The 23,851-nt window shown below is 69.8% G+C and carries 20 protein-coding genes, 2 tRNA genes and 2 pseudogenes; 17 read left to right on the forward strand and 7 right to left on the reverse strand.

All coding sequences use genetic code 11. The features are described 5' to 3' along the window. Positions 1 to 83 precede the first annotated feature (83 nt). From dnaA to ABTZ58_RS03540, 9 genes are all read left to right on the forward strand, one after another. Positions 84 to 2,159, forward strand: a complete 2,076-nt coding sequence (dnaA, locus tag ABTZ58_RS03500; protein ID WP_351349936.1) for a chromosomal replication initiator protein DnaA — start codon at positions 84 to 86, stop codon at positions 2,157 to 2,159. An 880-nt stretch (positions 2,160 to 3,039) separates the two neighbouring features. Continuing rightward, positions 3,040 to 4,170 (forward strand): DNA polymerase III subunit beta, encoded by a 1,131-nt coding sequence (gene dnaN, locus ABTZ58_RS03505; protein ID WP_351349938.1) that lies wholly within the window; start codon positions 3,040 to 3,042, stop codon positions 4,168 to 4,170. A gap of 164 nt (positions 4,171 to 4,334) precedes the next feature. After that, positions 4,335 to 5,210 (forward strand): phosphogluconate dehydrogenase (NAD(+)-dependent, decarboxylating), encoded by an 876-nt coding sequence (gnd, locus tag ABTZ58_RS03510; RefSeq protein WP_351349940.1) that lies wholly within the window; start codon positions 4,335 to 4,337, stop codon positions 5,208 to 5,210. A gap of 45 nt (positions 5,211 to 5,255) precedes the next feature. Further along, positions 5,256 to 6,377 carry a DNA replication/repair protein RecF gene (gene recF / locus ABTZ58_RS03515; RefSeq protein ID WP_351349942.1) on the forward strand — a complete coding sequence of 374 codons (1,122 nt, stop codon included), beginning with the start codon at positions 5,256 to 5,258 and terminating at the stop codon, positions 6,375 to 6,377. Beyond that, complete coding sequence (locus tag ABTZ58_RS03520; protein ID WP_351349944.1) at positions 6,374 to 6,904, forward strand: DciA family protein; 531 nt, start codon at positions 6,374 to 6,376, stop codon at positions 6,902 to 6,904. The genes recF and ABTZ58_RS03520 overlap by 4 nt, the downstream gene beginning before the upstream one ends. Positions 6,905 to 7,283: 379 nt before the next feature. Further along, a complete protein-coding gene (gyrB, locus tag ABTZ58_RS03525) occupies positions 7,284 to 9,356 on the forward strand; it encodes a DNA topoisomerase (ATP-hydrolyzing) subunit B (protein WP_351349946.1) in 2,073 nt (690 codons plus the stop codon). A gap of 42 nt (positions 9,357 to 9,398) precedes the next feature. Further along, entirely contained in the window at positions 9,399 to 11,993 is a 2,595-nt protein-coding gene (gyrA, locus tag ABTZ58_RS03530) for a DNA gyrase subunit A (RefSeq protein WP_351349948.1), read from the forward strand. Positions 11,994 to 12,011: 18 nt separating this feature from the next. Beyond that, positions 12,012 to 12,830, forward strand: coding sequence for a DUF3566 domain-containing protein (locus ABTZ58_RS03535; protein WP_351349950.1), 819 nt, complete (start codon positions 12,012 to 12,014; stop codon positions 12,828 to 12,830). A gap of 100 nt (positions 12,831 to 12,930) precedes the next feature. Continuing rightward, positions 12,931 to 13,007 (forward strand) — tRNA-Ile (locus ABTZ58_RS03540). A gap of 56 nt (positions 13,008 to 13,063) precedes the next feature. Here ABTZ58_RS03540 and ABTZ58_RS03545 read toward each other — a convergent pair. Further along, positions 13,064 to 13,276 (reverse strand): annotated as a pseudogene (locus ABTZ58_RS03545) (site-specific integrase); the annotation flags it as partial. On the opposite strand from ABTZ58_RS03545, the pseudogene ABTZ58_RS03550 reads away from it, so the two are divergent. Both ABTZ58_RS03550 and ABTZ58_RS03555 read left to right on the forward strand, forming a co-directional pair. Beyond that, positions 13,238 to 13,560: pseudogene (locus ABTZ58_RS03550) on the forward strand (hypothetical protein); the annotation flags it as partial. The pseudogenes ABTZ58_RS03545 and ABTZ58_RS03550 overlap by 39 nt on opposite strands. A 194-nt stretch (positions 13,561 to 13,754) precedes the next feature. Next, positions 13,755 to 14,507, forward strand: coding sequence for a hypothetical protein (locus ABTZ58_RS03555; RefSeq protein ID WP_351349952.1), 753 nt, complete (start codon positions 13,755 to 13,757; stop codon positions 14,505 to 14,507). Between the two features lie 421 nt (positions 14,508 to 14,928). Here the strand turns inward: ABTZ58_RS03555 and ABTZ58_RS03560 are convergent, their stop codons facing one another. Then, entirely contained in the window at positions 14,929 to 15,294 is a 366-nt protein-coding gene (locus ABTZ58_RS03560; RefSeq protein WP_351349954.1) for a DUF6344 domain-containing protein, read from the reverse strand. 337 nt (positions 15,295 to 15,631) lie between these two features. Between ABTZ58_RS03560 and ABTZ58_RS03565 the strand changes: the two genes are divergently transcribed. Both ABTZ58_RS03565 and ABTZ58_RS03570 read left to right on the forward strand, forming a co-directional pair. Continuing rightward, positions 15,632 to 15,760, forward strand: coding sequence for a DLW-39 family protein (locus ABTZ58_RS03565; RefSeq protein ID WP_003999697.1), 129 nt, complete (start codon positions 15,632 to 15,634; stop codon positions 15,758 to 15,760). A gap of 143 nt (positions 15,761 to 15,903) precedes the next feature. Next, positions 15,904 to 17,256, forward strand: a complete 1,353-nt coding sequence (locus tag ABTZ58_RS03570) for a hypothetical protein (RefSeq protein WP_351349956.1) — start codon at positions 15,904 to 15,906, stop codon at positions 17,254 to 17,256. 19 nt (positions 17,257 to 17,275) lie between these two features. Here ABTZ58_RS03570 and ABTZ58_RS03575 read toward each other — a convergent pair whose 3' ends face one another. Next, positions 17,276 to 18,829, reverse strand: a complete 1,554-nt coding sequence (locus ABTZ58_RS03575) for a protein kinase domain-containing protein (RefSeq protein WP_351349958.1) — start codon at positions 18,827 to 18,829, stop codon at positions 17,276 to 17,278. Between the two features lie 215 nt (positions 18,830 to 19,044). Further along, positions 19,045 to 19,593, reverse strand: a complete 549-nt coding sequence (locus ABTZ58_RS03580) for a helix-turn-helix domain-containing protein (RefSeq protein ID WP_067018270.1) — start codon at positions 19,591 to 19,593, stop codon at positions 19,045 to 19,047. Positions 19,594 to 19,773: 180 nt separating this feature from the next. Here ABTZ58_RS03580 and ABTZ58_RS03585 point away from each other — a divergent pair. Both ABTZ58_RS03585 and ABTZ58_RS03590 read left to right on the forward strand, forming a co-directional pair. After that, positions 19,774 to 19,846: transfer RNA gene (locus tag ABTZ58_RS03585), tRNA-Ala, on the forward strand. Positions 19,847 to 20,363: 517 nt separating this feature from the next. Beyond that, positions 20,364 to 20,600, forward strand: coding sequence for a helix-turn-helix domain-containing protein (locus ABTZ58_RS03590; RefSeq protein ID WP_351349961.1), 237 nt, complete (start codon positions 20,364 to 20,366; stop codon positions 20,598 to 20,600). Between the two features lie 253 nt (positions 20,601 to 20,853). On the opposite strand, the gene ABTZ58_RS03595 is transcribed toward ABTZ58_RS03590, so the two are convergent. Beyond that, positions 20,854 to 21,390 (reverse strand): hypothetical protein, encoded by a 537-nt coding sequence (locus ABTZ58_RS03595; protein WP_351349963.1) that lies wholly within the window; start codon positions 21,388 to 21,390, stop codon positions 20,854 to 20,856. Between the two features lie 225 nt (positions 21,391 to 21,615). Between ABTZ58_RS03595 and ABTZ58_RS03600 the strand changes: the two genes are divergently transcribed. Further along, a complete protein-coding gene (locus tag ABTZ58_RS03600) occupies positions 21,616 to 21,861 on the forward strand; it encodes a GntR family transcriptional regulator (protein ID WP_351349965.1) in 246 nt (81 codons plus the stop codon). Between the two features lie 84 nt (positions 21,862 to 21,945). Next, a complete protein-coding gene (locus ABTZ58_RS03605) occupies positions 21,946 to 22,584 on the forward strand; it encodes a hypothetical protein (protein WP_351349967.1) in 639 nt (212 codons plus the stop codon). Between the two features lie 106 nt (positions 22,585 to 22,690). On the opposite strand, the gene ABTZ58_RS03610 is transcribed toward ABTZ58_RS03605, so the two are convergent. Beyond that, positions 22,691 to 23,065, reverse strand: a complete 375-nt coding sequence (locus ABTZ58_RS03610) for a hypothetical protein (protein WP_351349969.1) — start codon at positions 23,063 to 23,065, stop codon at positions 22,691 to 22,693. Between the two features lie 427 nt (positions 23,066 to 23,492). After that, positions 23,493 to 23,849, reverse strand: a complete 357-nt coding sequence (locus tag ABTZ58_RS03615) for a hypothetical protein (RefSeq protein WP_351349971.1) — start codon at positions 23,847 to 23,849, stop codon at positions 23,493 to 23,495. Positions 23,850 to 23,851: the final 2 nt, after the last annotated feature.

The raw sequence follows: 23,851 nt of genomic DNA on the forward strand, positions 1-23,851 counted from the left end.
TCCCTTATCCCTGCCCGACCCGATTTACATCCCGACCCGTCCCCGGATCACACCTTCGAGGGACCCGTGAGAGAGCGTGCCCTGTGGCTGACGTACCTGCCGATCTTGCCGCAGTGTGGCCACGCGTATTGGAGCAGCTCCTCGGGGAGGGCCGCGGCCAGGGGGTCGAGGCGAAGGACGAGCACTGGATCCGGCGCTGCCAGCCGCTCGCGCTGGTCGCCGACACGGCTCTGCTCGCCGTACCGAACGAATTCGCCAAGGGCGTGCTCGAGGGCCGTCTGGCGCCGGTCGTCAGCGAGACGCTGAGCCGTGAGTGCGGCCGCCCGATCCGGATCGCGATCACCGTGGACGACTCCGCGGGCGAGCCCCCGGCGCCCCCCGCCCGCCCCCAGCCGCGCTACGAGGAGCCCGAGCTCCCGTCCGCGCGCCAGGACCGCGACACGTACGAGGCCCGCCAGGACCGCGACGGCTACGACGGGCGCAAGGACCGCGACGGCTACGACGCGCGTCAGGAACGTGACGCGTACGACAACCGTCAGGAACGTGACGCGTACGACAACCGCCCCGACCCCCGCGAGGGCTATGACGGCCGCCAGGACCGTGACGGCGGTTACGAGGGGTACGGCCGGCACCGCGCCGAGCCGCTGCCGGGAACGTCCGGCGACCAGCGTCCGCCTACGCGCGCAGACCAGCTGCCGACGGCCCGCCCGGCCTACCCTTCGGAATACCAGCGCCCCGAGCCCGGCTCCTGGCCGCGGCCGACGCAGGACGACTACGGCTGGCAGCAGCAGCGCCTCGGCTTCCCCGACCGTGACCCGTACGCGTCACCGTCCCAGGACTCCTACGGCGGTCAGGACTCCTACGGCTCCCCCAAGGAACCCTACGGATCGCAGGACTACCGTCCGCAGTCCATGGAGCGCCCCTCCTACGAGCCGCCGCGCTCCGACTACGAGGCCTCACGCCCCGACTACGACCAGCGCGACCCGGTCCGCCGCGAGCTGCCGGAGCCGCCGGCCGGCTCGGGGCACGTGCACCGGGGCGGCCCGGTCGGCCCGAACCTGCCGACGACCGGCGCGCCCGGCCCGCTGGCCGCGCAGCCCGCTCCGGCGACCGGCCCGGGCGAGCCCACCGCCCGCCTGAACCCGAAGTACCTCTTCGACACGTTCGTCATCGGCGCCTCCAACCGCTTCGCGCACGCGGCCGCGGTCGCCGTCGCGGAGGCGCCGGCCAAGGCGTACAACCCCTTGTTCATCTACGGGGAGTCCGGTCTCGGCAAGACCCACCTGCTGCACGCCATCGGGCACTACGCGCGCAGCCTGTACCCCGGCACGCGGGTGCGGTACGTGAGCTCGGAGGAGTTCACGAACGAGTTCATCAACTCCATCCGGGACGGCAAGGGCGACAGCTTCCGCAAGCGGTACCGGGAGATGGACATCCTGCTCGTCGACGACATCCAGTTCCTCGCGGACAAGGAGTCGACGCAGGAGGAGTTCTTCCACACCTTCAACACGCTCCACAACGCCAACAAGCAGATCGTGCTCTCCAGCGACCGGCCGCCCAAGCAGCTGGTGACGCTGGAGGACCGGCTGCGCAACCGTTTCGAGTGGGGACTGATCACGGACGTCCAGCCGCCCGAGCTGGAGACGCGGATCGCGATCCTGCGCAAGAAGGCGGTGCAGGAGCAGCTGAACGCGCCGCCGGAGGTGCTGGAGTTCATCGCGTCCCGGATCTCGCGGAACATCCGAGAGCTGGAGGGCGCGCTGATCCGGGTCACGGCGTTCGCCTCGCTCAACCGGCAGCCCGTGGACCTGGGGCTGACGGAGATCGTCCTCAAGGACCTCATCCCCGGCGGGGACGACTCGGCACCCGAGATCACCTCCACGGCGATCATGGGCGCCACGGCCGACTACTTCGGGCTGACCGTCGAGGATCTCTGCGGCACGTCCCGCGGCCGGGCTCTCGTCACCGCCCGGCAGATCGCCATGTACCTGTGCCGGGAGCTGACGGATTTGTCGCTGCCGAAGATCGGCGCGCTGTTCGGCGGCCGCGACCACACCACGGTCATGCACGCGGACCGCAAGATCCGCAATCTGATGGCCGAGCGCCGCTCCATCTACAACCAGGTCACGGAGCTCACCAACCGCATCAAGAACGGCTGAGCGCCGCTTCCCGGACCGCTGAGGGCGCCCCCGGAGTCTCCCGGGGGCGCCCTCGCGCGTGTTCCCGGGCGTCCGCGTCGGCCCCCGTGCACATCCCGCTGTTCGAATAGTCGCGGGGTTACGGCCTCCCTCCACAGATTCGGGGACTTTCTGCCGTCCACATCCTGGGGACCGGGGAGTTGTCCAGATCGTATCCACAGGCAGCGCTGTTGAAAGACCATCAGACCAGTTCAGGTGCTTGTGGATTGGTGGACGAACGATCTCCACAGCCTGTGGACGAAGCGGAGATCCACAGGCTGTGCACCGAGTTGTCCACGGGCCGCCCACAGGCTGGGGGCGGTTGTCCCCAGCGATCGGCGGCTTCTCCACATGGCTGTCCACTGTTCGGCAACCCGACGCGCCTCCTCACCGGGTCGAGTGAAAGGCGTCACACAAAGGTGCCGGGTTGGGCTGTGGGAAAGCTGGGTAAAACTGGGGACGGCACTGGGGAGAACTCGCCCTTCCCTGTGCACGGGGTGTGCAGAACTTTCCGTTCTCCACAGAGACCCCGGGTTGTCCACCGGCGTCACCCACAGGCCCCGTGGACAAAATTTCCGCTCTGAGCTGGGCAAACGGGGTTATCCACGGTATCCACAGGCCCTACTACTACTCCCGACTAGAGAGAGAGCGGAATCCGTTTCGAAGCGGGTCCTGTGCACAACTCGCTCTCCGGTGCCCGACCGCCCCTCGTCACGACTTGACCCCGAGAGGCACCTACTGTCAGTGGGGTGCGTCAGACTGGTCCCCGGTGTCCTCCCCCTCACAGGGACCGTCGGCACCGAGACAGACGACGAGGGCCAGGCAGAGCGAGAAGCGCCGGCAACAGCAGGAGGCGGCAACAGTGAAGATCCGGGTGGAACGCGACGTACTCGCGGAGGCAGTGGCCTGGGCGGCTCGCAGCCTCCCGGCCCGTCCGCCGGCGCCTGTCCTCGCCGGCCTGCTCCTCAAGGCCGAGGACGGCCAGCTGAGCCTGTCCGGCTTCGACTACGAGGTCTCCGCCCGGGTGGGCGTCGAGGCCGAGGTCGAGGAGGAGGGCACGGTCCTGGTCTCCGGCCGCCTGCTGGCGGACATCTGCCGCGCGCTCCCCAACCGCCCGGTGGAGATCTCCACAGACGGTGTACGGGCGACGGTGGTCTGCGGCTCCTCGCGGTTCACCCTCCACACCCTGCCTGTGGAGGAGTACCCGGCCCTGCCGCAGATGCCGAACGCGACGGGCACGGTCCCCGGCGAGGTCTTCGCCTCCGCGGCCGCCCAGGTCGCCATCGCCGCCGGCCGTGACGACACGCTGCCCGTCCTCACCGGCGTCCGCATCGAGATCGAGGGCGACACGGTCACGCTGGCCTCCACCGACCGCTACCGCTTCGCGGTCCGCGAGTTCCTGTGGAAGCCGGAGAACCCGGACGCCTCCGCGGTCGCCCTGGTCCCCGCCAAGACGCTCCTGGACACCGCCAAGGCCCTGACCAGCGGCGACCAGGTGACCCTGGCGCTGTCCGGCTCGGGCGCGGGTGAGGGCCTGATCGGCTTCGAGGGCGCCGGCCGCCGGACCACGACCCGCCTGCTGGAGGGCGACCTCCCGAAGTACCGCACGCTGTTCCCGACGGAGTTCAACAGCGTCGCCGTGATCGAGACCGCCCCCTTCGTGGAGGCCGTCAAGCGTGTGGCCCTGGTCGCCGAGCGGAACACCCCGGTGCGGCTCAGCTTCGAGCAGGGCGTGCTCATCCTGGAGGCCGGCTCCAGCGACGACGCACAGGCTGTGGAGAGGGTCGACGCCCGGCTGGAGGGCGACGACATCTCGATCGCCTTCAACCCCACGTTCCTGCTGGACGGCCTGAGCGCGATCGACTCCCCGGTCGCCCAGCTGTCGTTCACGACGTCCACCAAGCCCGCGCTGCTCAGCGGCAAGCCGGCGCTGGACGCCGAGGCGGACGAGGCCTACAAGTACCTGATCATGCCGGTGCGCCTCAGCGGCTGAGCCCCGCCGGCTGTCCACAGGCTGGGGGTAAAGCCGCAGGTGAGGGCGTGCGAGTGAGCGCGTATGCCCACAGATGTGCGCGAGCGTCCGGGATTAGGCTCGGACGCGGCACACACGTGCCGCAGCGCCACGTCGGACACCTGCGAACCTAAGGAAAACAACTGATGGAGCTCGGTCTCGTCGGCCTCGGCAAGATGGGCGGCAACATGCGCGAGCGGATCCGCCGCGCGGGCCACACCGTCTACGGATACGACCGCAACCCGGACCTCGCCGATGTCCACAGCCTGGAAGAGCTTGTGGGCAAGCTCAGCGGACCGCGCGTGGTCTGGGTGATGGTCCCGGCGGGCGAGGCCACCCAGTCCACCATCGACCGGCTCGCCGAGCTGCTTCAGCCGGGTGACGTCGTCGTCGACGGCGGCAACTCCCGCTGGACGGACGACGAGAAGCACGCCGAGGAGCTGGCGGCCAAGGGCATCGGCTTCGTCGACTGCGGCGTCTCCGGCGGCGTCTGGGGCCTGGAGAACGGCTACGCGCTGATGTACGGCGGCGACGCCGAGAACGTCGCGAAGGTGCAGCCGGTCTTCGACGCCCTCAAGCCGGAGGGCGACTTCGGCTCGGTGCACGCCGGCAAGGTCGGCGCGGGCCACTTCGCGAAGATGGTCCACAACGGCATCGAGTACGCGATGATGCAGGCTTATGCCGAGGGCTGGGAGCTGCTGGAGAAGGTCGACTCCGTGACCGACGTCCGGGAGGTCTTCCGCTCCTGGCAGGAGGGCACGGTCATCCGCTCCTGGCTGCTCGACCTCGCGGTGAACGCGCTCGACGAGGACGAGCACCTGGACGGGCTGCGGGGTTATGCACAGGACTCCGGCGAGGGACGCTGGACTGTGGAAGCCGCGATCGACAACGCGGTGCCGCTGCCGGCGATCACCGCGTCGCTGTTCGCGCGGTTCGCCTCCCGGCAGGAGGACTCGCCCCAGATGAAGATGATCGCCGCGCTGCGGAACCAGTTCGGCGGCCACGCGGTCGAGAAGAAGTAGCCGAGAAGAAGCAACCGAGCACCGAGGGAGGCCGGCGAGAACACCATGCACGTCACGCATCTGTCGCTGGCCGACTTCCGCTCCTATCCCCGGGTCGAGGTCCCGCTCGACCCGGGGGTGACGGCCTTCGTCGGGCCGAACGGGCAGGGCAAGACCAACCTCGTCGAGGCCGTCGGCTATCTCGCCACCCTCGGCAGCCACCGGGTCTCCTCCGACGCCCCGCTGGTCCGCATGGGCGCCGAGCGGGCGATCATCCGGGCCCAGGTCAGGCAGGGCGAGCGGCAGCAGCTCGTCGAGCTGGAGCTCAGCCCTGGGCGTGCCAACCGTGCCCGTATCAACAGGTCCTCGCAGGTCAGACCGCGTGACGTGCTGGGGATCGTCCGGACGGTCCTGTTCGCGCCGGAGGATCTCGCGCTGGTCAAGGGCGACCCCGGGGAGCGGCGCCGCTTCCTCGACGAGCTGATCACCGCCCGCTCGCCGCGCATGGCCGGGGTCCGCTCCGACTACGACCGGGTCCTCAAGCAGCGCAACACCCTGCTGAAGTCGGCCGCGCTGGCCCGGCGGCACGGCGGCCGTTCCATGGACATGTCCACCCTGGACGTCTGGGACCAGCACCTCGCGCGCGCGGGCGCCGAGCTGCTCGCCCAGCGTCTTGATCTGATCGCCACGCTCCAGCCGCTGGCCGACAAGGCGTACGAACAGCTCGCCCCCGGCGGCGGCCCGGTCGCCCTGGAGTACAAGCCGTCCGCGCCGGGCGAGGCGCACACACGCGAGGACCTCTTCGAGCAGCTGACGGCCGCCCTCGCCGAGGCCCGCAAGCAGGAGATCGAGCGGGGCGTCACGCTCGTCGGACCGCACCGGGACGACCTGTTGCTCAAGCTCGGCCAGCTGCCCGCCAAGGGCTACGCCTCCCATGGCGAGTCCTGGTCGTACGCGCTGGCGCTGCGCCTGGCCTCCTACGACCTGCTGCGGGCGGAGGGCAACGAGCCGGTGCTGGTGCTCGACGACGTCTTCGCCGAACTCGACACCCGCCGGCGCGAGCGGCTCGCCGAACTGGTCGCGCCCGGGGAGCAGGTCCTGGTGACCGCGGCGGTGGACGACGACGTCCCGCACGTGCTGTCCGGGGTGCGGTTCGCCGTGTCCGAGGGGACGGTGGAGCGGGTATGAGCACACAGGAGCCGAAGAAGGACCCCGATCCCTCTGGTGTCGACCTCGCGCGCGTGGCGTTGCGCGCCGCGAAGGAGGCCGCCCGCGCGCGGGGGGACGCGGCGCAGCAGAAGAAGCAGGCGCGCAGGGGCGGCGGGCTGCGCTCCGGCGCGCGCGCCGACGGCCGCGATCCCATGGCGCTCGGGCCCGCGATCAACCGGCTGATCACCGAGCGCGGCTGGGAGGCCCCGGCCGCGGTGGGCGGGGTGATGGGCCGCTGGCCGCAGATCGTCGGCGAGAAGCTCGCCGACCACTGCACCCCGCAGCGGTACGACGAGGACGAGCGCGTCCTGGTCGTGCAGTGCGAGTCGCCGGTCTGGGCGACCGAGGTGCGCCGCCTCGCGCCCGTGCTCGTCGCGCGGCTCAACGAGGACCTGGGGCACGGCACGGTGCGGCACATCAAGGTCGTCGGTCCCAGCGCTCCCGCGCGCCGCTACGGCCCTCTGCGCGCCCCCGGCAGCAGGGGACCTGGCGATACCTACAGGTGACTTACGTCACGTCTCCTCGCCCCGGATCGGCCTGTGCGGCCGTCCCGTCGCGGCACCGCACACGGTTGCGAATCGGGACCTGACTCCGAAGTAGCCAAGGGTTGACGGCCGGAAGCGCTGAGTGGCTCCGTGAGCCTCTTGGAGCCCCCATCCGTATATCGGGAGTCGGACAAGACCCATCGAGGGCGGCACATGCGGACCCAGGTACCGGCAAACCCCCATCAGTGTCAGTGCTACCGGTAGACTGGAAGCAATCCCGCCCCACTCGTGGGGACCGTCCGGGAAAAGCTGAGCAACGCTGATCAGGGCTTACCAACGCAACATGCCGCAGCCGCTCCGGCGACCCTCCCCCGGAGGGGGGACCCCCAGAGCCTGGCTCGTGCTGTGCCAGAAAGGGCGCTTCGTGGCCGATTCCGGCAACCCCAACGAGAACATCCCGTCCACCGAGGCCCCGGCCGGAGTCGCCGAGGCCTCCGTAACGGCGTCGTACGACGCCAGTGCCATCACCGTCCTCGAGGGTCTGGACGCGGTCCGCAAGCGACCCGGTATGTACATCGGTTCCACCGGTGAGCGCGGACTGCACCACCTCGTGTACGAGGTCGTCGACAACTCCGTCGACGAGGCGCTGGCCGGGCACGCGGACACGATCGAGGTGACGATCCTCGCCGACGGCGGCGTCCGGGTCGTCGACAACGGCCGTGGCATCCCGGTGGGCATCGTGCCGTCGGAGGGCAAGCCGGCCGTCGAGGTCGTGCTGACCGTGCTGCACGCGGGCGGCAAGTTCGGCGGCGGCGGCTACGCGGTCTCCGGTGGTCTGCACGGCGTCGGCGTCTCGGTCGTGAACGCCCTGTCCAGCAAGGTCTCCGTCGAGGTGAAGACCGACGGCCACCGCTGGACGCAGGACTACAAGATGGGCGTCCCGACGGCCCCCCTCGCCAAGCACGAGGCCACGGACGAGACGGGCACCTCGGTCACCTTCTGGGCCGACGGCGACATCTTCGAGACCACCGAGTACTCCTTCGAGACGCTGTCGCGGCGTTTCCAGGAGATGGCGTTCCTCAACAAGGGCCTGACCATCAAGCTCACCGACGAGCGCGAGTCGGCGAAGGCCACCTCCGGCGCGGACGAGGCCGGCGCGGACGAGACCGCCGAGGTCAAGACGGTCACGTACCACTACGAGGGCGGCATCGTCGACTTCGTGAAGTACCTCAACTCCCGCAAGGGAGAGGCGGTGCACCCGTCGGTGATCGACCTGGAGGCCGAGGACAAGGACAAGTCACTCTCCCTCGAAGTCGCCATGCAGTGGAACAGCGGCTACAGCGAGGGCGTGTACTCGTTCGCCAACATCATCCACACGCACGAGGGCGGCACCCACGAGGAGGGCTTCCGCGCGGCGCTGACGAACCTGATCAACAAGTACGCGCGGGACAAGAAGCTGCTCCGCGAGAAGGACGACAACCTCACGGGCGACGACATCCGCGAGGGTCTCACCGCGATCATTTCGGTGAAGCTGAGCGAGCCGCAGTTCGAGGGCCAGACCAAGACCAAGCTGGGCAACACGGAGGCGAAGACCTTCGTCCAGAAGGCCGTCTACGAGCACCTCAACGACTGGCTGGACCGCAACCCGAACGAGGCCGCGGACATCGTCCGCAAGGGCATCCAGGCCGCCACCGCGCGCGTGGCCGCCCGCAAGGCCCGGGACCTGACCCGCCGCAAGGGCCTGCTGGAGACCGCGTCCCTGCCGGGCAAGCTCTCGGACTGCCAGTCGAACGACCCCACCAAGTGCGAGATCTTCATCGTCGAGGGCGACTCCGCCGGCGGTTCGGCCAAGTCCGGCCGCAACCCGCAGTACCAGGCGATCCTCCCGATCCGCGGCAAGATCCTCAACGTCGAGAAGGCCCGGATCGACAAGATCCTGCAGAACCAGGAGATCCAGGCGCTGATCTCGGCCTTCGGTACGGGTGTGCACGAGGACTTCGACATCGAGAAGCTCCGCTACCACAAGATCATCCTGATGGCGGACGCCGACGTCGACGGACAGCACATCAGCACGTTGCTGCTGACCTTCCTGTTCCGCTTCATGCGGCCGCTGGTCGAGGCCGGGCACGTGTACCTGTCCCGTCCGCCGCTGTACAAGATCAAGTGGGGCCGGGACGACGTCGAGTACGCCTACTCGGACCGCGAGCGCGACGCGCTGATCGAGATGGGCCGCCAGCGCGGCAAGCGCGTCCGGGAGGACTCGATCCAGCGCTTCAAGGGTCTCGGCGAGATGAACGCCGAGGAGCTGCGCGTGACCACGATGGACCAGGAGCACCGGGTCCTCGGCCAGGTCACCCTGGACGACGCCGCGCAGGCCGACGACCTGTTCTCGGTCCTGATGGGCGAGGACGTCGAGGCCCGCCGCCAGTTCATCCAGCGCAACGCCAAGGACGTCCGCTTCCTCGACATCTGAGTCGGTCTCAGCTGACCGCACCAGGAAGGATCCCCACCAGCAATGACCGACGAGAACACTCCCGTCACCCCTGTAGAGGGCGGCGAACTCGCGATGCGTGTCGAGCCCGTCGGGCTCGAGACCGAGATGCAGCGCTCGTACCTCGACTACGCGATGTCCGTCATCGTCTCGCGCGCGCTGCCCGACGTGCGCGACGGCCTCAAGCCCGTGCACCGCCGCGTCCTGTACGCCATGTACGACGGCGGCTACCGCCCCGAGCGCGGCTTCTACAAGTGCGCCCGCGTCGTCGGCGACGTCATGGGCAACTACCACCCGCACGGCGACTCCTCCATCTACGACGCGCTCGTGCGCCTCGCCCAGCCCTGGTCGATGCGCATGCCGCTCGTCGACTCCAACGGCAACTTCGGCTCCCCGGGCAACGACCCGGCCGCGGCCATGCGGTACACCGAGTGCAAGATGGCGCCGCTGTCGATGGAGATGGTCCGTGACATCGACGAGGAGACCGTCGACTTCACGGACAACTACGACGGCCGTTCCCAGGAGCCGACCGTCCTGCCGGCCCGCTTCCCGAACCTGCTGATCAACGGCTCGGCCGGCATCGCGGTCGGCATGGCGACCAACATCCCGCCGCACAACCTGCGCGAGGTCGCGGCCGGTGCCCAGTGGTACCTGGAGAACCCCGAGGTCTCGCACGAGGAGCTGCTGGACGCCCTCCTGGAGCGCATCAAGGGTCCCGACTTCCCGACCGGCGCGCTCGTCGTCGGCCGCAAGGGCATCGAGGAGGCGTACCGCACCGGCCGCGGCTCCATCACCATGCGCGCGGTGGTCGAGGTCGAGGAGATCCAGGGCCGCCAGTGCCTGGTCGTCACCGAGCTGCCGTACCAGACGAACCCGGACAACCTGGCCCAGAAGATCGCCGACCTCGTCAAGGACGGCAAGATCGGCGGCATCGCGGACGTCCGCGACGAGACGTCCTCCCGCACGGGCCAGCGGCTCGTGATCGTGCTCAAGCGGGACGCGGTCGCCAAGGTCGTCCTGAACAACCTCTACAAGCACACGGACCTGCAGACGAACTTCGGCGCCAACATGCTGGCGCTGGTCGACGGCGTACCGCGCACGCTCTCGCTCGACGCGTTCATCCGCCACTGGGTGACCCACCAGATCGAGGTCATCGTCCGCCGTACGCGCTTCCGGCTGCGCAAGGCCGAGGAGCGGGCGCACATCCTGCGCGGTCTGCTGAAGGCCCTGGACGCCATCGACGAGGTCATCGCGCTGATCCGGCGCAGCGACACCGTCGACATCGCCCGCGGCGGCCTGATGGACCTGCTGAGGATCGACGAGATCCAGGCCAACGCCATCCTGGAGATGCAGCTGCGCCGGCTGGCCGCCCTGGAGCGCCAGAAGATCGTCCAGGAGCACGACGAGCTCCAGGCGAAGATCAACGAGTACAACGAGATCCTGGCCTCCCCGGTCCGCCAGCGGGGCATCGTCAGCGCGGAGCTGGCCGCGATCGTCGAGAAGTACGGCGACGACCGCAAGACCAAGCTCATCCCGTACGAGGGCGACATGTCCATCGAGGACCTGATCGCCGAGGAGGACATCGTCGTCACGGTCACCCGGGGCGGCTACATCAAGCGCACGAAGACCGACGACTACCGCGCCCAGAAGCGCGGCGGCAAGGGCGTGCGCGGCGCGAAGCTCAAGGAAGACGACATCGTCGACCACTTCTTCGTGTCCACCACGCACCACTGGCTGCTGTTCTTCACGAACAAGGGCCGGGTCTACCGCGTGAAGGGCTACGAGCTGCCGGACGCCGGCCGGGACGCGCGCGGCCAGCACGTGGCGAACCTGCTCGCCTTCCAGCCGGACGAGGCGATCGCCGAGATCCTGGCGATCCGCGACTACGAGGCCGTCCCCTACCTGGTGCTCGCCACCAAGGCCGGACTTGTGAAGAAGACGCCTCTGAAGGATTACGATTCGCCCCGCTCCGGCGGTGTGATCGCGATCAACCTCCGGTCGATGGAGGACGGTTCGGACGATGAACTGATCGGTGCCGAACTCGTCTCGGCCGATGACGATCTGCTCCTGATCAGCAAGAAGGCGCAGTCGATCAGATTCACCGCATCGGACGACACCCTCCGCCCCATGGGCCGTGCCACCTCGGGCGTCAAGGGCATGAGCTTCCGCGAGGGCGACGAGCTGCTCTCGATGAATGTTGTTCGACCCGGTACGTTCGTGTTCACTGCCACAGACGGCGGGTACGCGAAGCGGACCAACGTCGACGAGTACCGCGTCCAGGGTCGCGGCGGCCTGGGCATCAAGGCCGCCAAGATCGTCGAGGACCGCGGTTCCCTCGTCGGCGCGCTGGTGGTCGAGGAGACCGACGAGATCCTCGCCATCACGCTGTCGGGCGGTGTGATTCGTACGCGAGTCAACGAGATCAGGGAAACCGGCCGTGACACCATGGGCGTCCAACTGATCAATCTGGGCAAGCGCGATGCCGTCGTGGGCATCGCTCGCAACGCCGAGGCGGGACGCGAGGCGGAGGAGGTCGACGGCGACGTGGTCGTCGACGAGTCCGCCGAGGGGGCCGGGACCACCGGCACGGACGAGGGTGAGGCGCCCTCGGCCGAGTAGCACGAGGAGTGAGTCAGCGTGAGCGGAGCCACGGGCGCCGGACCGACCGGTACCTCCAAGGGTACGGAGACGGACGGCGGCGGCCGTGGCTCCGCCGCGCGTGCGGTGGATCCGCACACGACCAACCTGAAGGCGATCAAGCCCTCGACCACGGACGCGCCCTCGCCGGACACGTATGGATCACAGGGGGGAACTGTGACGGACACCCGAGGTCCGCAGACCCAGCAGAAGCCTGGAGCGGGCCCGGCCGCCACCGGCGCACCGGCGCAGCCGCAGCCGGCCGCCCAGGACCCGGGCGCCCCCGGGCAGCCGGCCTCCCCGCTGCCCGGGGAACGGCAGACGCAGCAGCCGGCCGGGCCGTACCACCCGCCGCAGGCCTATCCGGCGCAGCAGGGGGCCGCCGCCGGTGCCGACGCGGGGGCAGCCGCGGTGCGGCGGCCGCGCACGGGGGCGCGCACCACCCCCCGCGTCCGCAAGGCGCGCCTGCGAGTGGCGAAGGCCGACCCGTGGTCGGTGATGAAGGTCAGCTTCCTGCTCTCCATCGCGCTGGGCATCTGCACGATCGTCGCGGCCGCCGTGCTGTGGATGGTCATGGACGCGATGGGCGTCTTCTCGACGGTCGGCGGCACGATCTCCGAGGCCACCGGCTCCAACGAGTCCAACGGCTTCGACCTGCAGGCCTTCCTGTCGCTGCCCAACGTGCTGCTGTTCACGTCGATCATCGCGGTCATCGACGTCGTCCTCGCGACGGCCCTCGCGACGCTCGGCGCGTTCATCTACAACCTCTCCGCCGGCTTCGTGGGCGGTGTGGAGCTGACGCTCGCCGAGGACGAGTGACGCCCCCTGGTGGTCGTCCCGACAACCGATTTTGGGACTGCCCATGTCGTGCGCTAATCTTCAGGAGTCAGCGCGCGGGACACACACCGCAGAGCGCGGCGGGGCTATAGCTCAGTTGGTTAGAGCGCATCCCTGATAAGGATGAGGCCACAGGTTCAAATCCTGTTAGCCCCACCAGCTTAAAGACCCCCAGTCGATATCGGCTGGGGGTTCTTTGACATCCATGGCTGACATCAGCCGATGAGCGGATCTTCCAGAAGTTCGGCTAGCATGCCCACCGCTTCGCGCTCACTGTCGCCGACCACGTGCGTGTACACGTCCATGGTCATGCTGATCTGGCTGTGTCGGAGGATCGCCTGAGCCACCTTGGGGTGCACTTTCAGGAAGGCGAGCAGGGTCCCGCAGGTGTGCCAAGCGAGGCGGACAGTGATCCGGCGGACACCAGCACATCGCGGGGCCACGGCACGGTCGTGCGCCAGCAAGTCCCCCTCAGGCGCTTGGGCATCGCCCGGTACGACCAGGCCAAGTGGCGGGACGGCGACGAGGCCGCCTTCATCACGGACCGCGTGGCTTCGGGGCGGGGGTACCGCCGGAACGAGCAGACCAGACGGTCAGTCGCGTCGTGGCGCCACCGGAGGCGGCAGCCGCACACGGGCTACCGGAAGGCGCCGAGGCCTACGCCCGCGCGCGACTGGTCAAGGAAGGGGACCAGCCGACCCACACGCAGACGCGGCTCATGGCGTCCAGGTCGTTCGTACAGTGGCGCGCTCCACCTGGACGCGATGAACCACGCCTGCTCCACGGCGTACGGGATGGGAGCTGGGAGGGTGGTGGGTCGAGGAAAGGCGGCGTGCTTCAGGTTGTGCCCATGACAGACTCAGCGGCCTGTCAGCCACACTGAGGGGGTTCCCTGTCATGCGCCACTTGGCGACCGTGGCGGCCGGTATCGCGGCCGTCGTTTTGATCACCGGGTGTGGTGCCGGGGAGGTCGAGAAAGCATCCGCACCGACGTCGAAGAGCGAAGCATCGGCAGCATCGGCCACGCCGGGGTCCGATGATTCGTTCGATGTTGAGGTGGCGCTCAAGAACGCCGATACAGCGCCTTACTCGGCTGAGATCAGGACGGAGACCTATACGGGCTCCACGCTGACGGTCGTCATGGCCGGTCGGATGAACTTCAACGGATCAGGCCCTACGGGCAAACTGACCTTGACGACCTCCGACAGTGTCCCGGAGGACCAAGCGTTCAGTACGGAGACGATCCTGCTAGAGGACGCCACCTACACGCGGACACTTGATGACGACGGAGCAGCTGGGGAGTGGCAGCGTACGGGACTGGACTCCTCAAGCGCGGGCATAGCTGACTACGGTGCTTACGCACAGCTGCTCTTGGATCTTGGGCCGAAGGCCCGGAAGGGTCAAGAGGAGACAGGCGGCGTCCTGGCGTACCGGCTTTCCGGGAGCCTCACTCAGGACCAGCTCCGGACGGTGGACCGTCGGCTGTACGACAGGATGCGTGCCACGGGTACCAAGGAGTTCGCCTGCGACGTGTGGGTCAACGAACTCGGACGAGTCGTGCGCTTCGAGCAGTGGCTGGAGATGTCCGGCAACTCGGCGCGCAACGTCGTGACGTTCGGGAACTTCAGGGACCCGGTGGCTGTGAGCGCACCCGAGTAGCTCCGTCCCGGCCGTCACGCGCTGTCAAGACGGCATAGGTCGGCTGACATCAGTGGCTGACACCAACAATGGCCAACAGCGACGGTCGGCGCCGGACCGCAGGGGAGGATTGACCAAAGCACATAGCCGGTTGGTCGACGTCGTAGGCCGGGCATGAGGCGTTTCGGACGGTGCTGAGGGGCGTGGCGGCGGTGCTCGTCGTGGCCGTGGGCAATCGGTGCCGGGTGGTTCGTCCACCGGGCCGTGTGGCCGAGGCGCGGCGTGCGGGGTGCGGTGGCCGGTCCGGGTCGGTCGTGGTCGCCGTGCTGTCGCAGTGAACGGGACATGCGAAGACCCCGGCCGACAGCGGCCGGGGTCTTCCGGGTCTCTGGTGGGTCGTGGGGGTACGCAAGATCGCCAGGACGTACCAGGGACCGTGCGGTCAGCGCTTGAGGGGTGTGAGGCGGGAGGCGGCGGAGTCGCCCTCGTCGTCCGGGTCGTCGTCCGGGCAGTCGGGCGTGGTCGTCGCCGTCGAGTCCGTGAGGGAGCGGTGGCGGCAGCGCGGGGACTTGCCGTGGGCCTCGGCGCGGATGCGCTGTTTCATCGTGGGGGGCAGGGCCCTCGCCTGGGACCAGGGCGCGGCCGCCGGTGCCGTCCGCTGGTGCGGGACGCGCTCGCTGTTGCGCTTCTGCTCGGTCTGCGGTACCGCCGCCGCGGCGGTCGTGGTGATGAATCCGAGCGCCGTGCACAGGGCGAGGAAGGCGGTGACGATCGCGGTCCACAGCTTCATGACCTTGTTCCGGGCCATGGCCCCTCACTTTCGGGTTGGGCGATTTGCGTACTTTCCTCATGATGTGTATGAGGGCCGGGAAGTGGTGGACCTCCGCCCGTGGCGCGGCGATGTTCAGATGAACACCACCCGGATGGGCGCAAGAGGGTCGAAAACGTGTGGAGAGAGGAGGAGAGGGGGCGAAGTAACCGTCCGTCGGCGTGTGATCACCCTCCGATCGGATCGGTGAACTCCGCTTCTATCCCGGTGTCCGAGACGGGAGTTGACGGCCGACGCAGGTCACCGATCGGTATCGGTCGGTGTGTATAGTCGGGCGCCAGAGGTCCCCTACGTCAAGGAAAGACGAGGTCGCGCGGTGAAGAAGCTTCTCCTGGTCGCACTGGCCGCCATCGGCGGGCTCCTCGTGTACCGCCAGATCCAGGCGGATCGCGCCGAGCAGGATCTGTGGACGGAGGCGACTGACTCCGTGCCCACGGGTTCGTGAGTCACGACAACCCCTTTCGAGCACACCCCGGCCGCCTCGCGGTCGGGGTTTTGTGTGCCGAGGGCCGGTCGTGAACCCGCGCGGCGAGGCAGGATGGGCCACGGTTCACGGTTTCGCGGTCCGCGGACGGGGAGGGGTGGCGCGTGAGGGGGCGGTGGTGCACGGCGCGCGAGCGGCGTGCGGGGGCGTGGCGCGGCCGGTCGTCGACGGCCGTGCGCCTGGGCGCCGTGGCCGTGGTGCTGGGCACGACGGCCGCCGTGGGACCGGCTCCGGCCGCCCGGGCCGCCGGTGACTCCGCCACGGCAGTCACACCGAGCCCGTACGCCTTCGCCGAGGGCGCCAGCACCGTCGAGGGAGCGCGCAGCACCGCCGACGCCGTACGCCTGACGCCCGGCACGGTGTACCGGAGCTCCCTGCCGAGCCGCAGCAAGGTCAACTACCGCCTCGTGCTCGACGCCACGTCCAGCGCGTACGTCTCCGTCACCGCCGCTCCCTCCCCCGGCAGCACCGTCTCCGTCGTCGACGGGCTCAAGGTGTCCGTGCAGGACGCCGAGGGCAACTCCTGCTCCTCCGACACCGCGAACTTCGGCGCCGCTCGCAGCCCCCATCCGATCGCCGCCTGGGGCATGCGCGAGATCTCCCCCACCAGGTCGCTGTGCCAGAAGGCCGGCGCGTACTACGTGTCCGTCGAGCGCGCCGACCCCGAGGGCTCATCGCCGGGCGCCTGGGACCTGGAACTCTTCGCCACGACCGAGCCGCCCACGGCGAAGACCGGCGCGACCAGCGCGCCCCGGGTGTGGAACTCGGCCACCCCCCAGCCGCTCCAGGGCGAACCCGAGCGGCGCCACGGCGGGGCGGGATTCGCCCGGGCGACCCCCCTCGACCAAGGGGTCTGGCGCGACGACATCCGGCCCGGCCAGACACTCTTCTACGAGGTGCCGGTCGACTGGGGCCAGCAGCTCGCGGTGACGGCCGATCTGGGCAGCTCCGACTCCGGCGGCACCGGGTACGCGTCCGGCGCCCTCGACCTGGCCCTCTACAACCCCGCGCGGGGCCGCGCCGCCGTCGTGAGCGTCGGCTACGACGGCGACCAGAACTCCGGCAGCCTGCCGCCGCTGCCGCCGGTCGACCACGCCAACCGCTACGGCGCCCTCGCCCAGGTCAACGCGATGCGCTTCGCCGGCTCCTACTACCTCGTCGCCCACCTCGCGCGGGACGTCGCCGGCACCTTCGGGGACGGGCCGTTCCGGATGACCCTGCGCGTGCGGGTCGAGGGAGATCCCCGGAGCGGGCCCGGGTACACGGGGGAGTCCCGGCCGGAGGGTGTCTTCGACGTCTCGGAGCAGGACCGGGAGGCGGCGGCGGAGGGCGTGCCCGCGTCGGGGGACGACACCGCGATGCGGGTGATCGCCGTGGGTGGCATCGGCACCGGGAGCGCGTTGCTCGTGGGGCTCGGGGTGTGGACCCTGGTGGCCCGGCGCAGGAGCGTCGCGTAGCCGTGCCCGGACCGGGCGCTCAGATGCGGGTCAGCGCCCAGAAGCCCACGGCGTAGCAGGCCAGGGCCAGGAGGAGCAGAGGGACGGCCACCTTGGCGGAGGGACCGGGGCGGGACGGCCGTGGTGCGCGGTGCCGGGACGCGGGCTGGCCGCCCATGACCGGCGGAGCTTGCGGGGAGCGGGCGGTGTACGAGGCGGTGACGGTGTCGGGGCGGGGCGGCTCGGCCGGGGGCGGCTGCGGGCCCGGGTACGCCGGGGGGAGCGGCTGGGCGGCGGGCCGGGGGTGGGTGAGGTCGTGGGGGGAGAACCGGGGCTGCTGGTAAGGGTGTTGAGTCTGAGTCTGATGTGCCTGGTGGGGTGTGCCCGGTGAGGGGGAGGAGGTGGCCGTAGGCTGCGGAGGCGGCAGGTGGAAGCTGCCCGTGTCCGACATGGAGGGCTGCTGAGCTGGGGCGGGCGTCGGGTCGGGTGCCTGCCGTGCGGGCGCCGCGGCCGGGGCCGGCCGGCCGTTCGCTGCGCCGGGGGCGTCGGCACGCTGCCGGGCTCCCGTGGACGCCGTTCCTGTCGGAGTGTGGGCTCCCTGCCCCGGGCCCGCCGGCGCCTTCTCCGCTTGCGAGCCCGACGGACTCCCGTTCGTCTCCGGCTCGGAGCCCCTCCCGTCCTCTCTCGGCCCCGGCCCCAGCCCGCGCGCTCTCTCCAGCGGCCCCTCGGGGGCGAACCCCTTCGGCAGGGGGCCGAGTTGGTCGAAGATCTCGATCAGCTCGTCGTCCGGGCCCGGCTCGGGGAGGAGCTCCGCCGCGGCCGCGAGCGCCTTGCGCGCCCCTGTCGCCGTACGGAAGCGTGCCTCCGGGACGGGTTGCAGCAGGGTGGCGACCACCTGCCACAGCGGCTCGGGGATGCCCTTGGGCGCACCCGGCGTCCCGTGCTCGGTGAAGTACTGGATCAGCGCCTTGCTGTCCGGCTTCGCGCCCTCCAGCAGGTACAGCGCGACCAGACCCACGGCGAACAGGTCGGCGGGGAAGTCCGGCTCGGCGCCCATCAGCTGCTCGGGCGCGAGGTAGCCGGGTGTCCCGACGACCAGGTTGGTCTCGGTCAGCCGCGGCTCGCCCAGCCGCATCGCGATGCCGAAGTCGGACAGCCGCAGCCGCGGGCGGCCGGTGCCGGTGGCCTCCAGCAGCACGTTGGCGGGCTTCACGTCCCGGTGCACCACACCCTCCGCGTGCACCGCGGCCAGCCCCGCCAGCAACTGGTCGAGCAGGGTGCAGACGAACGTCGGCGGCAGGGGGCCGTAGTCCCCGACGAGATGGACCAGGGAACCCCCGGCGACCAGGTCCATCGTGAACAGGACCTTGTCGTCGTCGGCGGCCCAGCTGGTGGGGGCGAGCACATGGGGGTGGTCGATCCGCAGGGCCTGCTCGCGGACGAAACGCAGCAGCGAGTGCGCGTCGCTCTGCAGCAAAACCTTGGCGGCCACATAGCGACGGCGACGGTGGTCCCAGGCGCGCCAGACCGCGCCCACGCCTCCGCGTCCGATCGGGTCGACCAGTTCGTACCGGCCGGCGAACACCTCACCCATGGCTGTACGTCGCTCCTCCCCCTGTGGTCTCCCCCCTTGCTTCCCCCTCGGCGAGCGCTACGACTCCCCGACGGGCGAAAGACTCCCCCGGCCCCTCCCACAGTCCCGGCCCCGGTACGGGACACGCCCCCACGTGCCCGCCCGTACCATGCGCACCCCCGTCACTTCACCCCCACGCCCGCTGCCGAACCCCCTTCGGCGGCCGGGCGGCGGGATCAGCTCTGGTGGGACTGGTAGTGCGCGACCGCGTCCGAGGTGCGGCCGGCGCCGTAGACCCGGAGGAACTCCGCCAGCTCCGGGTGGGTCGGGGCGAGGGTGTCCGCGGCGTCGATGATGTCGCCCGCCGCCGCCACCGAGCGCAGCAGCGACTGGATCTCCCGGACGACCCGCTTGACCGTGGGCGCTCCCGAACTGCTCGTCGTCTGCGTGGTGTTGCTGAGCACCGAGCCCCCCTGAGACTTCTTGATCTCCTCCATGCGCTCGGTGGCCTCGGCCGCGCTGACGCTGCCGTCCGCGACCTGCCCCGCCAGGTCCTGCAGCAGCTGCACCCGCTGCACCACGGCCGGGTTGCCGATCTTCGCCCGCTGACCGCTCATCAGCTGCGACAGCATCGGCGCCGACAGTCCCAGCACCCCCGCGAGACGAGCCTGGTTGAGACCAAGATCGTCGATGAGCTTACGGAAGAGCGCCCCCAGTGGCTCCCCGTACCAGTTCCGCTGCAGTTCCCGCGCTCTTGCGGTGGCTTCCTGCTGTGCGGCGTCCATTGCGTCTCCCCATCGCTTCCCCGAGTACGGCGGTTCGCGGTAGCGAACCACGCCGAGCATCTTACGGAGCGTGGTCGACGACGGGGACCCCCAATCTTTTTGCGGAACCACGGGGGTGACCCGGTACTCTGGTCTCCGACGCCCGCCCGGACGCGGTTTCTCCGGTCGGACGTCTTCTTCGGGGCCTTAGCTCAGTTGGTAGAGCGCTGTCTTTGCATGGCAGATGTCAGGGGTTCGACTCCCCTAGGCTCCACCGCAGTTCAGACGCCCTCCGGGACATGCTCCCGGGGGGCCTTTTCATGATCAGAGTCCGCATAGCGTCCACAACGCCAAACGATCTTGGGTGATAGATCACCCGTTCGAGGGACTGGACTGTGTGCAGCACGCACGTAGAGTGGACCCCGCGAGAGCGGAAGGCGCGGCTCCCCCACACGCGCCTGGAACACCGCTTCCGCATGCCTGCACGGGCTCGCGGGGAGGCGGCCCAGCAGGAGCGAGGCCCCCGCCGGAACAATCGGCGGGGGCCTCGTGCCGTACAACGTAGACGCCCCGGAGGGATTTTGCCTCCGGGGCGAGGTGCTTTGACTCAGTCTTGGCATGCAGCGGCCGAATTGTGGAGGCATGCCCTCCCTCCGACCGCCCTTTCCCATCCCACCGATACGCCATCATCGCAGGTCAGACGACATTTAGCGCGGCCCGGAGCGCAAGATCAAATAAAGCCTGGCGTGGGCAGGCTGACACCGGAATGCGCGCCACACAGCGTGTGACGGGTGCCAGCAGACCCGACCGAGGACGAGTGGCTCGACCAGGAAGGCCAGCGCATCGGCCAGCGAATCCGGGAGATCCGCGAGCGCAGCAACCTCACGCAAGAGGGGGTCTTCCTGACGGTTCCGATGAACCGTGCGCACTACCAGGACATCGAGGCCGGCCGTGCGAACCCAACCTTGCGCACGCTGCTGCGGATCGCCCGAGCCCTCGGCGTACCCCTGCGGGACCTGATGGGATGAGCGGCCCGCCCCCGACGGGGGGGGCGGAGACGGGCCGCTCGGTCCCGCTACCGGCCCGGCCGGCGAACTGCGGGCCCGGGGCGGGAGTTGCGGTGGCAGGTGCAGCCGCAACGCGGCTGAAGCAGGATGCCGCTGCTGTGCGGAAGCGGGATGTCATCCGTCTGCCGGCAGTCGCTGTGCAGGTCCCGGTATCGAGGCTGAGTGGCCAGCTGGCATTCGGCCGACAGCGAGCCGGACGGAGGCGCGGACGCAGTCATGACTGCGCGTTGTCGGTTGAGGGTGTGTGCATTCGGACGGCGACAGATACGAGGTGCGCGACCGCGATCGGTTCGCACAGCTCGTCGGGTCGGGTCATAGGGACGGCCCAGTAGGAGGAGCCCGAGGTCCGCATCCGGTTGTCGAGGGCGGGGCGCGGCACGCCGAGCTGCAAGTCACGGTCCAGGATCTCCACGCCGAGCCGGTTCCAGCCGGACGCTTCCTTGTGCCACACCAGGGCGGTGTCCGGTGGCACGAGCGCGTAGTAGCGCCGGCCATGCTGGTCGCTGATGACGGGCCCGTCCCACAGCATCTGGGCGAGGAACTTGTTCAGGGTGCCGTCGTGCGCCTCTTCGAGGCGGATGGCGCTCAGCACGACTTCGCGGGGAATGCGGATGGCGGAGAACTGTGTGCCGAGCGGCAGGAGGGCTACATCGCCGCGGTCCCATTCCTGTCGCGCCGTGCTCGGGTTGGGGTGCGCGGAGAGCAGCCAGGCTTCGATCGCTGCCTGCTGGGCCGCGGCGCCGCGCGGCATCGGTGCCGTGTCCGGCGCGGTGTGATGGTCCTCTGCCGCTGTCGTGGGCTGGGGGGTAGCTTGTTCCACGTCGACTCCAGTCCAGTCGGCCACGCCCCCGGCCGGTCCCACGGCGCGGGGGTCTTCTCATGTGCTCGGGACCATACCCGTTACATCCCCTGCATGCACTACATACAGCGCATTGACCGCTCGCGGAGAGTGATCACCCTGCCTAGCGTGATGCGCATGATCGACCCCACCTCGGAGGTACCGCGCTGGCGGCAGGCTCACGCAATCCTCGTGGACCGCATCCGCCGCGGCGAGTACCCGCCCGGCGAGCGCGTGCCCTCCGTCGTCGCGCTCGCCGAGGAGCTGGGGATCAGCACGCCCACCGCGCAGAAAGCGCTGCGGCAGCTCCGCGAGGACGGCCTCACCTACACCGTGCCGGGCTTCGGTTCCTACGTCGCCGGGAAGTCCCAGAGTCAAAATTAGGACCCCCCTTGCTTTCTTCTTAGGTACCCCCTAATGTTGGGGGTGTCGGGAGGGAAGCCCTCCCACCAGCCCACAGGGGGAACCATGGACCGCACCGACATCGCCCACCAGGTCAGCCTCACCCTCGGCGACCACATCGAGTCCTTCGACATGGACGCGATCCTCGATGACCTCGCCGAGGCCGGGGTGGCCGCCAGCGTGGACGACATTGACGACGAGACCTACTGGGAGATCGTCAACCGGCACGACACCGGTGCCCAGGCGGAGGAGAAGGCGGAGAAGGCGCACGCCGCCTACCTCCAGGCCGAGGCCGCCTACAAGCAGGCCACCGTCGCGCGACAGGTCGCCTTCGCTCAGGCCATCGACGCCATGGGCCGGGGCGGAAACGCGATCCTGTCCCACAAGATCGGTCTGTCCGCGCCCACCGTAAAGAGCATCGCTGACCGGGGTCGAAAGATCCTCGCCGCCGAGTTCACGGCCTGGCTGACCACCCAGGCCAGTCTCACCCTCAACGGCGAGCACTGCGAGATCAGCGTCGTCGAGGACACCGCCGGGGGCACGGAGCCCTTGCCTGCTACCCCGCTCCCGGTGGCCATCGGCAGTGACGACGATGACGCCCAGGACGCTGCTGAGGCGGCCCTGCTCGGCGCGGGCTGGACGATGGCCGGGGACTGGGAGCAGACCGACCACGGATACAGCGTCAAGGTCAGCCGCACCGGCTGACTCCGGGCATGACGAAATGCCCCCGTCCTCCCCATGCGCGGGGAGAACGGGGGCATACGACGGTGAGACTCCCGGGCCGGCATCCTAGGCCGATGCCGGTCCGGGCCTACACACCGGTCCGGTTGTACTCCTCCACCCGCGGCGGCGGAGGCGGCGGGTCGATCCGATGCCGACGCATCACCCCTGTCAACTCGTCCACGTACAGGGCCAGGGCCCGCACCAGCGACCGAAGCGACCGCACCTCTTCTCTCGCGCTCGTCAGCTCCTGCCGCAGTTCCGTCTTGATCGCCTCGAACGCGGCCCGGTCCTCGGCCCGCTGCTGCGGCTCGGCCTGCACCGCCGCCGTCGCGCGCTGCGCCTCCGACGTCAGCCGGGCCGCCGCCCGGGTCGCACGCGACGTGAACACCGCCGCCGCCACCATCGCGGCAGCAGCGACCAACGACCCGACGACCCCGGCAACTACCCCCCACGCTCCGCTCACGGTCTCTCCCGACGTGCCAGGTGGGGAACGGAGTACTCCGGTACGCCAGACGCCCACATGATCATTCCGATGTGGCTGGTCGCGTACCAACCGAACGTTGGCAACCCCCGCATGAACTCCCCCGTGACCGCCCCCCACAGGAACGCGGCACCCCAGACGAACGGCGGGATCATGGCCGCGATGAACCCCCACCCATCACGGCCAACCCGGAGCCAGGCACTGCCGAACGTCACCGCCCCGCACGCCACCCAGATCGACGCCCAGCAGCGAATGTCCGCCCAACGGGTAAGAGCATCCAAGCCGGGTGGCTGCGGGTCCGAGGTGAGAAGGAATCCTGCGCCGTAGCAGACCTTCCCCGTGCCGAGCAGGACCAGCGCGATACCGCGGCGGCCCAGGTGCTCGCTGAGCCGCCGGACCGCCGCACGCATCAGACCCCTACCGGAGCGCCCGGGGCAGGCGCCTTGGACGGCGTGACCTGGGCGCGGGTCAGGAGCGTCAGCACCGCCAGGACGACGCCGTTGATCGCACCCACGGTCCCCTGCGACACCTCGTACCCGAACGTCGCCACCAGGACGGCCCCGGCCGCAACGATGGTGGTGAACGCCTGCGGGGCGATCGGCCGGGTGCGGGCCGCCGCGATGCCGCCGAGCAGCGCGGTGACGAACGCGACGATCGCGCCGGACATCTCCGCCGTCAGCGGCGTGACGCCGAGGCTGACCACGAGGCCGAGCACGGCCGACAGGGTGTTGAGTACCGCGACCGGTTCTCTTCCGAAGATGCGCATGG

The sequence above is a fragment of the Streptomyces sp. NPDC094143 genome (genome assembly GCF_040303825.1).
In the GTDB taxonomy this organism is placed as follows: Bacteria; Actinomycetota; Actinomycetes; order Streptomycetales; family Streptomycetaceae; genus Streptomyces.